10 protein-coding genes are annotated in these 12,387 nt (G+C 64.2%); all 10 read right to left on the bottom strand.

All coding sequences use genetic code 11. From position 1 onward, the window contains the following. Positions 1-4: 4 nt before the first annotated feature. Positions 5-2,032, bottom strand: a complete 2,028-nt coding sequence (locus ACQ4WO_RS14535) for an acetyl/propionyl/methylcrotonyl-CoA carboxylase subunit alpha (protein ID WP_436482068.1) — start codon at positions 2,030-2,032, stop codon at positions 5-7. A gap of 160 nt (positions 2,033-2,192) precedes the next feature. Continuing rightward, positions 2,193-3,239, bottom strand: a complete 1,047-nt coding sequence (bioB, locus tag ACQ4WO_RS14530; RefSeq protein ID WP_128140641.1) for a biotin synthase BioB — start codon at positions 3,237-3,239, stop codon at positions 2,193-2,195. A 51-nt stretch (positions 3,240-3,290) separates the two neighbouring features. Continuing rightward, the gene (bioD, locus tag ACQ4WO_RS14525; RefSeq protein WP_436482067.1) at positions 3,291-4,076 is read right to left on the bottom strand and encodes a dethiobiotin synthase; all 786 of its coding nucleotides are present in this window, start codon (positions 4,074-4,076) and stop codon (positions 3,291-3,293) included. Further along, entirely contained in the window at positions 4,066-5,262 is a 1,197-nt protein-coding gene (gene bioF / locus ACQ4WO_RS14520; protein WP_436482065.1) for an 8-amino-7-oxononanoate synthase, read from the bottom strand. Before bioF ends, bioD begins: the two co-directional genes overlap by 11 nt. Position 5,263: 1 nt before the next feature. Further along, positions 5,264-6,592: an adenosylmethionine--8-amino-7-oxononanoate transaminase gene (gene bioA / locus ACQ4WO_RS14515; protein WP_436482064.1), complete on the bottom strand. Its 1,329-nt coding sequence runs from the start codon at positions 6,590-6,592 to the stop codon at positions 5,264-5,266. A 30-nt stretch (positions 6,593-6,622) separates the two neighbouring features. Next, a complete protein-coding gene (locus tag ACQ4WO_RS14510) occupies positions 6,623-7,411 on the bottom strand; it encodes an enoyl-CoA hydratase/isomerase family protein (RefSeq protein ID WP_035823218.1) in 789 nt (262 codons plus the stop codon). 12 nt (positions 7,412-7,423) lie between these two features. Further along, positions 7,424-9,046 (bottom strand): carboxyl transferase domain-containing protein, encoded by a 1,623-nt coding sequence (locus ACQ4WO_RS14505; protein ID WP_034752436.1) that lies wholly within the window; start codon positions 9,044-9,046, stop codon positions 7,424-7,426. Positions 9,047-9,086: 40 nt separating this feature from the next. Further along, complete coding sequence (locus tag ACQ4WO_RS14500; RefSeq protein ID WP_436482063.1) at positions 9,087-9,530, bottom strand: YchJ family protein; 444 nt, start codon at positions 9,528-9,530, stop codon at positions 9,087-9,089. An 81-nt stretch (positions 9,531-9,611) separates the two neighbouring features. Continuing rightward, a complete protein-coding gene (locus ACQ4WO_RS14495; RefSeq protein WP_436482062.1) occupies positions 9,612-10,898 on the bottom strand; it encodes a D-amino acid dehydrogenase in 1,287 nt (428 codons plus the stop codon). Positions 10,899-10,979: 81 nt separating this feature from the next. Then, positions 10,980-12,308, bottom strand: a complete 1,329-nt coding sequence (locus ACQ4WO_RS14490; protein ID WP_436482061.1) for a serine hydrolase domain-containing protein — start codon at positions 12,306-12,308, stop codon at positions 10,980-10,982. Between the last annotated feature and the right edge of the window lie 79 nt (positions 12,309-12,387).

Genomic DNA, 12,387 nt, shown 5'->3' with positions numbered 1-12,387 from the left:
ACCTTTATGCGGCAGCCTTGAAGGCCAGCAGCGGCGCGCCATCGGCCACCTGGTCGCCGACCGCATACAGCACGTCTTCCACCAGGCCGTCGTGCGGCGCGGCGATCGTGTGCTCCATCTTCATCGCTTCCATGATGACCAGAGGCTCGCCCTTCTTGACGTCCTGGCCCTTGTTCACCAGCACGGCGACGACCTTGCCCGGCATCGGCGCCGTCAGGCGGCCGCCTTCCGCTTCCACTTCGCCCGCATGCGCCATCGGATCGTTGTAATGCAAGGTATGGTGCAAGCCGCCGGTAAACACGTGGAACTGTTCGCCGTCGCGGCGCACGGTGCCGTGCACGGCCCGCTCACCGAGCTTGATATGCAGCTCGTTGCCTGTGTGCGCCGTCAGGCTCAAGGGCTGGCCGTTGAACAGCCAGCCATTCGCCTTGTAGGCAACGCGCGCCGCGTAGGCCTTGCCCTCACCCGCCTGCGTGAATTCATCGGCGAACGACAGGCTGCGACCCAGGGTGCTGTTCAGACGCCAGCCCAGGGCATTGCCCCACGGGTCGGCGCGGTTGGCCGATTGCGTTTCGGCCGCCGCTTTTTCTTCCAGCAGCAGGGCGACGGACGCCAGCGCCAGGGCCGTGTCGGGCGCCGCCTGCAGGGCGGGGAACAGCGACGCTTGATTGCGTTCGATCAAACCCGTATCGAGGTCGGCGCTGGCAAATGCCTGGCCTTCGACCAGGCGTTTCAAGAAGGCGATATTGCTGGCCAGGCCGACGATCTGGTAGTCGGACAGCGCCTGCGCCATGCGCGCCAGCGCTTCGCGGCGGTCCGCGCCCCAGACGATCAGCTTGGCGATCATCGGGTCGTAGAATGGCGAGATCGCGTCGCCTTCGCGCACGCCCGAATCGATGCGCACGGCGGCCGGCACCACCGTGCCACCGAGTTCGAACGTGACGGCCGATGGCGACTGCATGTGGCGCAGCGTGCCGATCGACGGCAAAAAGCCCTTCTCCGGATTTTCCGCATAGATGCGCGCCTCGATGGCATGGCCGTGGATCGTCAATTCATTCTGTTTTTTCGGCAGCGGTTCGCCAAAGGCGACGCGCAGCTGCCATTCCACCAGGTCGGTGCCGGTGATCATTTCCGTCACCGGGTGCTCGACCTGCAGGCGCGTGTTCATCTCCATGAAGTAGAACGAGCCATCCTGGTTGGCGATGAATTCCACCGTGCCCGCGCCGACATAGCCGACGGCCTTGGCGGCGGCGACGGCCGCTTCGCCCATGGCCGCGCGGCGTTCGGCCGGCATGCCCGGCGCCGGGGCTTCTTCCAGCACCTTTTGATGACGGCGCTGCACCGAACAATCGCGCTCGAACAAATAAATGCAGTTACCGAGTGTATCGGCGAACACCTGGATTTCGATATGCCGCGGACGCGACAGGTATTTCTCGGCCAGCACCTTGTCGTCGCCGAAAGAGCTGATCGCTTCGCGCTTGCACGAGGCCAGCGCGGTCTTGAAATCATCGGAATGCTCGATGACTCGCATGCCCTTGCCGCCACCGCCAGCGGAAGCCTTCAGCAGCACGGGGTAGCCGATCTTGTCGGCCTGCCCGTGCAAAAAGTCCGCATCCTGTTCGTCGCCATGGTAGCCGGGCACCAGCGGTACATTCGCCTTTTCCATCAGCGACTTGGCGGCCGACTTCGAACCCATGGCGCGCATGGCCGATGCCGGCGGGCCGATGAAGACCAGGCCCGCAGCGTGGCAGGCGTCGGCAAAGTCGGCGTTCTCGGACAGGAAACCATAGCCGGGGTGGATCGCCTGCGCACCTGTCGCCAGCGCCACGGCGATGATCTTGTTGCCGCACAGATAGCTTTCCTTGGCCGGCGCGGGGCCGATCAACACGGCTTCGTCGCACACGGCGACGTGCTTGGCATTGGCGTCCGCTTCCGAATACACGGCGACGGTCTGGATGCCCATGCGGCGCGCGGTAGCGGCGACACGGCAAGCGATTTCGCCGCGGTTGGCGATCAGGATTTTAGTGAACATGGTCTCTCTCTATTCTCTCAAAAAGGGGCAGCTGTCTCTTGGCGGACCTTGTCTGCTGGTTTGTCGGTTTACGCGCTACGCGCTAAACCGACCTACGCATGGTGAGGCTGGATATCGTAGGTCGGGTTAGCCGGAACGGCGTAACCCGACAAGGCTGTCATCAGCAGCCGCACTTCTCTTTCTGTACCGATTCGAGCATGGCGCCGCGCGTCTGCAAGCCCAGTTTGCCCAGCAAGACGCGGTCGTCTTCCGCTTCCGGGTTGTCGGTGGTGAGCAGCTTGTCGCCGTAGAAAATCGAGTTGGCGCCAGCCAGGAAGCACATCGCCTGCACGGCTTCGCCCATCTGGCGGCGGCCGGCCGACAAACGCACGCGCGCTTTCGGCATGGTGATGCGGGCCACGGCGATCGTGCGCACGAATTCGAACGGGTCCAGCGCTTCCAGGCCAAACAACGGCGTGCCTTCCACCTGCACCAGGTGGTTCACGGGCACCGATTCCGGATACGGATTCAGATTGGCCAGCTGGGCGATCAGGCCCGCGCGTTGCAGACGCGTTTCGCCCATGCCGACGATCCCGCCGCAGCATACTTTCAAGCCCGCTTCGCGTACGCGGCCCAGGGTATCCAGGCGGTCCTGGTATTCGCGCGTCGAGATGACGTTGTCGTAGAACTCGGGCGCCGTGTCGAGGTTGTGGTTGTAGAAGTCCAGGCCCGCGTTTTTCAGGCGGTCCGCTTGTCCCTCTTCCAGCATGCCCAGTGTGGCGCACGTTTCCAAGCCCAGCGCTTTGACTTTGCTGACCATCTCTTCGACTTTGTCCATGTCGCGGTCCTTCGGGCCACGCCAGGCGGCGCCCATGCAGAAGCGCGTGGCGCCATTGGCTTTCGCCTGGCGGGCCGCGTCGAGCACCGTGTCGATATCGAGAATTTTTTTCGCTTCCACGCCCGTGTCGTAACGGGCCGCCTGCGGGCAGTAGCCGCAATCTTCCTCGCAGCCGCCTGTCTTGATCGACAACAGGGTCGCCAGTTCCACGTCGCCATCGGGGAAGTTGGCGCGGTGGGTTTGCTGGGCCTTGAACATCAGGTCATTGAATGGCAGGTCGAACAGGGCCAGTACATCATCGATGGGCCAGGTGGCCGCTTCGGGCAGGGTGATGCGCGCCGCAGGGCGGTGCAGTTCGACGGTTTTTGCTGCTTCTTGGACTAAAGACATGGTGATTCCTTCGCTTCTATTTTTTAGCTACGTTAAGTGTTCGGTGTAATTCTATGACTGCTGCGCCGGCCAGTTAGGCAAGCCGGTGAAATCGAGATACGCGGCCGCCGCTTCCGCGCTCGGGTGCGCCAGGCGCGGTACCCTGCCCAGCAGCGGCGCCGGGATGCGCTCGATCAGCGCATCGATATTTTCGTCGAGGAAGCGCATTTCCACTTCCAGGGTGTTGGCGACCCAGCCGATCACCGTCAAGCCGCGCGCCTCGACGGCTTCCACCGTCAGCAAAGCCTGGCTGATGCAGCCCAAACGCATGCCGACGACGAGGATCACGGGCAGATCGAGCTGCTGCGCCAGGTCGGCCGAGTCGAAATCGCGGGAGAGCGGCACGCGGAAGCCCCCCACGCCTTCGACCACGACGGCGTCCGAGGCGGCGGCGATTTCCAGGTAGGCGGCCAGGATCGGCACGGACTCGATGCTGACGCCTTCGAGCGCGGCGGCGATATGCGGCGCGGCCGGTTCCTTCAGCATGTAGGGCGTCGTCAGGCTGCGCAGCATGGTGACGTTGCCGGCGGCGATCAGGCTGTCGGCGTCTTCATTATGCAGTTCGCCGTCGCGCATTTCGGCGCCGGCAGCCACGGGCTTCATGCCGCAGGCGCGCACGCCGCGCGCGACCAGCGCGTGCAGCAGGGCCGACGAGGTCAGGGTCTTGCCGATCTCCGTGTCGGTGCCGGTGACGAAACAGGCAAAGCGCGATGGCAGGCCGGTGGTGGCCGGCGCCGGCTGCACGGCCGGTGCCAGATCCGCCAGCACGTCCGCCACGATAGGATCATCAAGGCTCATAGCGAGTCCTTTCCAGGGTGTTGACTGCATTGATCAATTGCGCCACTTCCTGCGCCGTGTGGCCGGCCGACAGGGTCACGCGCAGGCGTGCCGACCCCGCCGGCACGGTGGGCGGGCGGATCGCGCCGACCCACAGTCCCTGCTGGTACAGTTGGGCGGCAACGGCCATCATGTCCGCATTTTCGCCGATGATGACGGGCTGGATGGCGGTTATCGATGGCAAGGCTTGCCAGTGCCGCAGCTGCAAGCCGTCGTTCCATTGCGCCACCAGCGCCGCCAGGTGAGCCCGGCGTTGTTTTCCTTCTTCCCCGGCGATGATGTCCAGGCTGGCCAGCAGCGCATGCGCGAGCGCCGGCGCGGCCGCCGTGGTGAAGATGTAAGGGCGCGCCTTCTGGATCAGGGTGTCGATCACGGCTTCGTGCGCGCACACAAAGGCGCCGCCCACGCCGGCCGATTTGCCCAGGGTGCCCACGTACACGAGGTAGGGCGAATGCAGATTGAAATGTTCGAGCGCGCCACGGCCATCGGCTCCCAGCGCGCCGAAGCCGTGCGCGTCGTCGACCACCAGCCAGGCACCGTATCGCTCGCACAGGGCCAGCAGCGCGGGCAGCGGCGCCAGGTCGCCGTCCATGCTGAAGACGCTGTCGGTGACGACAATCTTGGTTTTCGCCGTGCTGGCCGCCAGCAGGGCCGCCAGGGCATCGAGGTCGGCGTGCGGATACACGCGCGTCTTGACGCGGGCCAGGCGCGTGCCGTCGATCAGCGAAGCGTGGTTCAGCGCTTCCGAGAAAATCTCGGCGTCCGGATCGCCGGCCGACAGGGCCGTGAGCACAGCCAGATTAGCCATGTAGCCGGTGCAGAAATACAGGGCGCGCGCCTGTTCCAGGTTGGCGCCCACGAAAGCGGCCAGCCGCTCTTCCAGCTGCGCGTGGGCGCGGCTGTGGCCGCTGATCAAATGCGAAGCGCCGCTGCCGGCGCCATACAGGTCGGCGCCCTCTTTCAGCGCTTCCACGATGCGTGGATGCGCGGCCAGGCCCAGGTAGTCATTGCTGCAAAAGGCCAGCATGGCGCGCCCATCGACCGTCAGGCGCGGCGCGCATGGCGTGTCGACGGTGCGGCGGCGGCGGATCAGGCTACGCTCTTCCAGCCCTTGCAGCTGCTGTTGCAATCGCGCGATCAGTTCCATCTCAGGCCCCGATCACATGATTGAAGACGGTCAGGGTCTGCTGGCCCAGGCCCGCGATTTCCTCGTCGTCGAGGATGTACGGCGGCATCAGGTAGACGGTGGAGCCGATGGGACGCATCAACAGTTCATGTTCCAGCGCCGTGCTGAAGAAACGGCGCGAAAAATCGGGTGCCGCATCCACCGCATCGAAGGCCCAGATCATGCCCTGCTGGCGGAAGTGTTTTACGCGCTCATGCCGCGCCAGCGGCGCCAGGGCGCGCGTGATTTTTTCAGCGCGTGTGCGGTTGGCCGCCAGCACATCGTCTTCCTCGAAGATCGACAGGGTCGCCAGCGCGGCGCGGCAGGCCAGCGGGTTGCCTGTGTACGAATGCGAATGCAAAAAGCCGCGGCGCACGTCGGTGCTGTAGAACGCCTGGTAGATGTCTTCGCGCGTCATCACGAGGGACAGGGGCAGATAGCCGCCGCTGATGCCCTTCGACAGGCACACGAAATCGGGCCAGATGCCGGCCTGCTCGCACGCAAAGAAGGTGCCCGTGCGGCCGCAGCCGACGGCGATTTCATCGAGGATCAAATGGACGTGATAGCGGTCGCACAGGGCGCGCATCAGGGACAAATACAGCGGGTCGTGCATGGCCATGCCGGTCGCGCATTGCACCAGCGGTTCGATGATGATGGCGGCGATCTTGTCCGCTTTTTGCTGGAACAGCTGCTCGACTTCGGCGGCCGCGCGGCGCGCCACGTCCTCGGCGGACTCGCCCTCGGCTGCCTGGCGGAAGTCGGGCGACATCACCGTCTGCGTGGCGCGCAGCAGGGGGCCGTAGGCATCCTTGAACAGGGCGACGTCGGTGACGGCGAGGGCGCCGATGGTTTCGCCGTGGTAGCTGCCTTTCAGGCAGACGAATTCCTGTTTCTCGCTCTTGCCGCTGTTGCGCCACGCGTGAAAACTCATTTTCAGGGCGATTTCCACGGCCGACGCCCCATCGGACGCGTAAAAGCTGTGACCGAGCACGCCGCCGGTTAATGCGGAGAGTTTTTCCGACAGCTCGATCACCGGTTCATGCGTGAAACCGGCCAGCATGGCGTGTTCCAGGCGGTCCAGCTGGTCCTTGAGTTCCGCATTGATGCGCGGATTCGCATGGCCGAACAGGTTCACCCACCAGGAGCTGATGGCGTCCAGGTAGCGTCGGCCTTCGTGGTCGTACAGCCAGGCGCCGCGGCCATGGCTGACGGGGATGAGCGGTACAGTCTCGTGATGCTGCATTTGCGTGCACGGATGCCACACGCTGCGCAGACTGCGTTCGACCCAGCCCGATTGTTTTTCTGCTTTCAAAACTGCTCCAATGATTTCTTAGTCCATGCGCTAGCCCATGAGCCAACTCGGCTTGCGCTTGTCGAGGAACGATTGCACGCCTTCGCGTCCCTGCTCCGAGGCGCGGATCTGCGCGATGCGCTCGGCCGTGTCGGCCAGCAGCGCGTCATCGACCGGCTGGCCGACGATCTCGCGCACCAGCGTTTTCGCTTGCGCCACGGCGTGCGGGCTGTTGCCCGTCAGCGCCTTGAGCACCTCGGCCGTTTTCGCGTCCAGCGCGCTTGCCTCGACTACCTCGTGGGCAAAGCCGATGCGCAGCGCTTCCTGGGCGGAGAATCGCTCCGCGGTCAGGAAATAGCGGCGTGCCGCGTTTTCGCCCATGGCCTTGATGACATACGGTGAAATAGTGGCTGGGATCAGTCCCAGCCGCACCTCGCTCAGGCAGAAATGCACGTCTTCCGCAGCCAGAATGATATCGCATGCGGCGACGAGGCCCATGCCGCCCGCATAACAGTCGCCCTGGATCTTCGCCACGACGGGTTTCGGACACAGGTAAATCGTGCGCAGCATCTGCGCCAGCTGCAGCGCGTCGGCCTGGTTTTCGGCATGCGTGTAGCCGGCCATCTTCTTCATCCAGTTCAGGTCCGCACCGGCGCAAAAGGCCGCGCCATTTGCCGCCAGCACGATGGCGCGCACCATGTCGCTGCGTCCCAGGCCCTCGAAGGCGCGCGCCAGTTCGGCGATCGTCGTCTCGTTGAAGGCATTGCGCACGTCGGGACGGTTCAGGGTCACGGTGGCGACATTACCCTCGATGACCAGCTTTAAGGTTTCAAATTCCATGGTCTTCTCCCCTTACATGCGGAATACGCCGAACTTCGTATCCGGGATCTCGGCGTTGAGCGCGGCCGACAGGCCCAGGCCCAGCACCATGCGGGTGTCGGCCGGGTCGATCACGCCATCGTCCCACAGGCGCGCGGTGGCATAGTAGGGGTGGCCCTGGTGTTCGTATTGATCCTTGATCGGCTGCTTGAAGGCCGCTTCCTCGTCCGCGCTCCACTGCCCGCCCTTGCCCTCGATGCCGTCGCGCTTGACGGTCGCCAGTACGGAAGCGGCCTGGTCGCCGCCCATGACGGAAATGCGCGCATTGGGCCACATCCACATGAAACGCGGAGAAAACGCGCGGCCGCACATGCCGTAATTGCCGGCGCCGAAGCTGCCGCCGATGATGACCGTGAACTTCGGCACGGCGGCCGTCGCGACGGCGGTGACCATTTTGGCGCCATTGCGGGCGATGCCCTCGTTTTCGTATTTGCGGCCCACCATGAAGCCCGTGATATTTTGCAAAAACACGAGCGGGATCTTGCGCTGGCAGCACAATTCGATGAAATGCGTGCCTTTCAGCGCCGATTCCGAGAACAAGATGCCGTTGTTGGCGATGATGCCGACTTTGACCCCATAGATATGCGCAAAGCCGCAGATCAGGGTGGTGCCGTAGCGGGCCTTGAATTCGTCGAAATCGCTGCCGTCGACGATGCGCGCAATGACTTCGCGCACGTCGAACGGCTTGCGCGTATCGACGGGGATCACGCCATACAGTTCTTGCGTCGGATATTTCGGTTCGACGGACTCGCGCAGCGCCATCTGCTGCGGCTTGGTGCGGTTCAGGTTCGAGACGATGGTGCGCGCCAGCGACAGCGCATGCAGATCGTTCTGCGCCAGGTGGTCGACCACGCCGGACAAGCGCGTGTGCACGTCGCCGCCACCCAGATCTTCGGCCGTCACCACTTCACCGGTGGCCGCTTTCACCAGCGGCGGGCCGCCGAGGAAAATCGTGCCCTGCTCCTTGACGATGATCGATTCATCGCTCATGGCCGGCACGTAGGCGCCGCCGGCCGTGCAAGAGCCCATCACGACGGCGATTTGCGGAATGCCCTTCGCCGACAGATTCGCCTGGTTGTAGAAGATGCGGCCGAAATGGTCGCGGTCGGGGAAGACGTCGTCCTGGTTCGGCAGGTTGGCGCCGCCCGAATCGACCAGGTAAATGCAGGGCAGGTTGTTCTGGTCGGCGATTTCCTGGGCGCGCAAATGCTTTTTCACCGTCATCGGGTAATACGTGCCGCCCTTGACGGTAGCGTCGTTACACACGATGACGCATTCCTGGCCCGAGACCCGGCCGATGCCGGTGATGATGCCGGCGGCGGGCGCCGCATCGACGCCCTTGGCGTCCTGGTACATGGCGTAGGCCGCCATCTGGGAAAACTCGAGGAAGGGCGTGCCGGGATCGAGCAGCATCTGCACTCTGTCGCGCGGCAGCAATTTGCCGCGCGCCAGGTGCTTGGCGGCAGCCGCTTCGCCGCCGCCGGCCGCGATCTTTTCCACTTTGTCGCGCAAATCGTCGACGATGGCTTGCATGGCCGCGGCATTGGCCTTGAAATCTTCACTGCGCGGATTGAGTTTGCTTTCGATGTGCGGCATTGCGGTTCCTTTTTATTATCGCCCGGTCTCTCGGGTCGCGCTATTCGGGAAAACTGCCGTCGAGATAAAACCAGCGCATGCCACCGTCACCAGCTTCACGCACGAAGCGGCTCACTTCATGCAGGCGGTGCACACGGCCGTTGACCTTGTAGCGGGCCACGAATTCGACGCTGTCGCGGTTTGTCTCTTCGGTTTGAACGTCTGATTCTGCTTTACGTTGACGTAAACGTAAAGCAGATTTTACCTCAAGTCCCAGCCAGTGGACTTTTTCTTCTTCGGCAAATAAAGCATCGGTGGGACGGGTGCTGGCATGCCAGGTGGCAAGCAGATACGGTTCGTCGCGCAAGGTAAACGCCGTGTAGCGCGAACGCATCAGCGTTTCGGCCGTGGGCGGCAAGGCGTCGCCCGCGATATACGGGCCACAGCAGCTGGCGTAGGAGGCGCCGCCACAGGGGCAGGCGGCAGATGTCGAGGGTGTGAGCATGCGCTGGTAAATAGGGGAACTGAAAAGTTCCGCAATTATCCGCCATAACGGCGGCGCCGGTCGCCGCTGCCGCCGCTCCGCCTATTTTTGAGGCGCGAGGAAGTCCAGCGCGAACGGCGGCGCCTTGCCGGCCATCAGGTCGGCCAGGATGCGCGCCGTGCCGGCCGCAAAGGTAAAGCCCAGCGGGCCATGGCCCACGTTCAGCCACAAGTTCGCAACTTTGCTGGCGCCCACCAGCGGCGCGCTGTTCGGCGTGGCGGGGCGCAGGCCGGCCCAGACCGTGGCCTGGTCGTAATCGGCGCCGTGCGGCATGGCTTCGCGCGCCAGCCGCGTCAGGCCGGCGATGCGGCCCCAGTCGATACTGTTGTCGGCGCCCACCATGTCGACCATGGCGGCCACGCGCAAGTCGCCACCGATGCGCGCATACAGTACCTTGCGCTCGAAATCCGTGATGCTGATCTCGGGCGCGCGGTGCTGCGCGCGGATGGGCGCCGTCAGGCTGTAGCCCTTCAACGGATACAGGGGCAGGTAAATGCCTGCCGTGGCGGCCAGGTCGCGGCTCTGGATGCCGGCCGCCAGCACGTAGTGATCCGCTTGCAACAGGCCCAGGCTGGTGTCGATGCCCGTGATCCTGCCCTTCTGCGTGACGAGGCGGCGCGCCTCGCCTTTTAACAAGAGCGAACAATTCGGGTGCTGTAGCAGGCGCGCTTCCAGCGCCAGGCAAAAGGCGTGGCAATCGGCCACCGCTTCGCCCTGCGTAAAGATGCCGCCCGCCAGGGAACCCTGCAAGGCGGCCAGCGCCGGTTCGCGCTGGACGGCTTCCAGCGGCGACAGGACGACACGCGCCTCTTCCGACTCGGGCCGCGCCACGGCACGCTGGAAGATGGCGGGCGAGCGGTAGACGATGAGCTTGCCCGCATCGCGCCGGGCATACGCTTCCGGCGGCACGGTCAACTCCAGTTGCGCCATGCCGGCGCGGCTCCATTCTCCCAGTTGCAGCAGCTTGGCCGTCGTGCGGGCATTGCTGGCGCTGTTGCAATTGCGCAGGAAACTGGCTATCCAGCGCCATTGGCGCCAGTCGGCCTCGGGGCGGAAGCGCAGCGGACCGTCTTTCTGCAGCAGCCATTGCAGGGCTTTGAAGGGCACGCCCGCGTCCGCCAGCGGCGCCACATAGCGATAGCTGAGCTGGCCGCCGTTGCGGTAGCTGGCGGCGATCGCCACTTGTTCATTGCGTTCCAGTAAAGTGACCTTGTAGCCGGCCTCGGCCAGCCACCAGGCCGATGTCAGACCGACGACGCCGCCGCCGATGATGATGACTTGTTGCTGCATGTTGCCTCGCTGCGTTGCGCTCCCATGGTGCGGGAGCATTCGGGAAGAGCTTAGAGGCTGGCCGCCAACGCAGCCAATGAAACATCATGGTGCAGCCATAACTTTCAGGAATGCACCATTTCAATGCAAGGACTGATTGTTCTCCATCGCACCATGGTATAGCGCGGTGAGTATCCGTTCCTCGCTGCGCCCCATGGCGGAATACGTGCCTGGATACTGCTCGGGATCGCTGCCCGTGCCGCCCACCAGCATCACCATGCCGTTTTTGTTCTGGAAATCGAGCACGAAGGCGGAGACGAGGCCATATGCCTCGCCCAGATGGCCTACGGCCGTGAAGCTGGCGCCTTCGACCAAGCCGTTGCCCTGCCCCGCCACCGCATCGAATTGCTGGTTGCCAAGGCCCCAGGCGCGGTACAGGCCCCGCTCGCTGTCGCCATTGCTGGCATCGGGCGCCAGCTGCCATTGGCGGCCAAACATCAAGGCGATGCTGGCCGGCTGCAACAGCTGCTGATGTTGGTAGCGGCCACCGTCGAGCAGCATCTGCATGACCTTGCCCAATCCCGCGGCGGAAATGCGCAAGCCGCCCGTGGGACTGAAGACGGTGGCGTTGCTGCCGATCACATAGTTGGCCAGGCCAGACGGTGGGCGTGCATGAAAATCGTCGGCCTGCGCGATCCAGGGGCCTTGCGGCTGCCAGGTTTCCGTGTCCAAGGTGCGTTTGCGGTACAGGGTGGCCGTGTTTGCCACGTCTTCCTCCGGGAATGCGGCCGGGTTGTAGCCGCCGCGCACGTCGAGGGGATCGAGCAGCAAGCGCCGCATCAGCAGGTCGAAGCGCTCGCCCGTGACTTTTTCCATCACCGTGCCGATCACGCCCCAATTCAGGTTGGCGTACGTAAAATAGCGGCCCGGCGCGGCAGCCGCATCCCACATCGTATCGCCGCCGGCCGTAAATACGTCGCGCAGGCTGTGCTCAGGGCCCCAGGAATAGCCGCCCGCGTCGCGTAGCGAGGAAGTGTGGCTGAGCAGGCTGCGCAAGGTCAACGGTTGCTGGGGGAAATGCGGGTTGCGCAGGGAAAAGCCCAGATAGATGCCCACGTCCTGATCCAGGCTCAGCTTGCCCTGCTCGACCAGCCGCATCAACCCCAGTGTGGTCATCATCTTCGAAACCGAGGCGATGCGGAACAGGGTGGCCGGCGTCACGGGCAAGCTGTCCGCCGGCGTGGCACCGATGTGCCGGTAGCCAAATTGTTGCTGATATGACACTGTGCCGTGGCGTATGGCCAGCACGGACAGGCTGGCCAGCGGGTGGGCCGCATCATCGACGATGGCCGATAGCGTGGCATCGAGCGCGCGCTGCTGGTCCTTGCCGCCACCGGGCGGGGCGGCCAGTGCGCTCCAGGTCGTGCCCAGCAGCAGCAAGCCCAGCAAACCCGTCATTTTATTGTGCATGTTTCCCTGTTCACGGCGTAGTGGAGGCATCGCCAGCATAGGGCGGGATGCTTCACGACGCCAATGAAAATTGCTTATT

The organism is Janthinobacterium aestuarii, assembly GCF_051380835.1.
GTDB lineage: Bacteria > Pseudomonadota > Gammaproteobacteria > Burkholderiales > Burkholderiaceae_D > Janthinobacterium > Janthinobacterium aestuarii.
Note: the sequence above shows the minus strand (reverse complement) of the source record. Positions and strands in the feature narration are given on the sequence as shown.

Excerpts from the sequence above, each read along its gene's own strand:
- ACQ4WO_RS14535 (WP_436482068.1), bottom strand. The coding sequence starts at position 2,032 with ATGTTCACTAAAATCCTGATCGCCAACCGCGGCGAAATCGCTTGCCGT.
- bioB (WP_128140641.1), bottom strand. The coding sequence starts at position 3,239 with ATGTCTTTAGTCCAAGAAGCAGCAAAAACCGTCGAACTGCACCGCCCT.
- bioD (WP_436482067.1), bottom strand. The coding sequence starts at position 4,076 with ATGAGCCTTGATGATCCTATCGTGGCGGACGTGCTGGCGGATCTGGCA.
- bioF (WP_436482065.1), bottom strand. The coding sequence starts at position 5,262 with ATGGAACTGATCGCGCGATTGCAACAGCAGCTGCAAGGGCTGGAAGAG.
- ACQ4WO_RS14510 (WP_035823218.1), bottom strand. The coding sequence starts at position 7,411 with ATGGAATTTGAAACCTTAAAGCTGGTCATCGAGGGTAATGTCGCCACC.
- ACQ4WO_RS14505 (WP_034752436.1), bottom strand. The coding sequence starts at position 9,046 with ATGCCGCACATCGAAAGCAAACTCAATCCGCGCAGTGAAGATTTCAAG.
- ACQ4WO_RS14500 (WP_436482063.1), bottom strand. The coding sequence starts at position 9,530 with ATGCTCACACCCTCGACATCTGCCGCCTGCCCCTGTGGCGGCGCCTCC.
- ACQ4WO_RS14495 (WP_436482062.1), bottom strand. The coding sequence starts at position 10,898 with ATGCTCCCGCACCATGGGAGCGCAACGCAGCGAGGCAACATGCAGCAA.
- ACQ4WO_RS14490 (WP_436482061.1), bottom strand. The coding sequence starts at position 12,308 with ATGCACAATAAAATGACGGGTTTGCTGGGCTTGCTGCTGCTGGGCACG.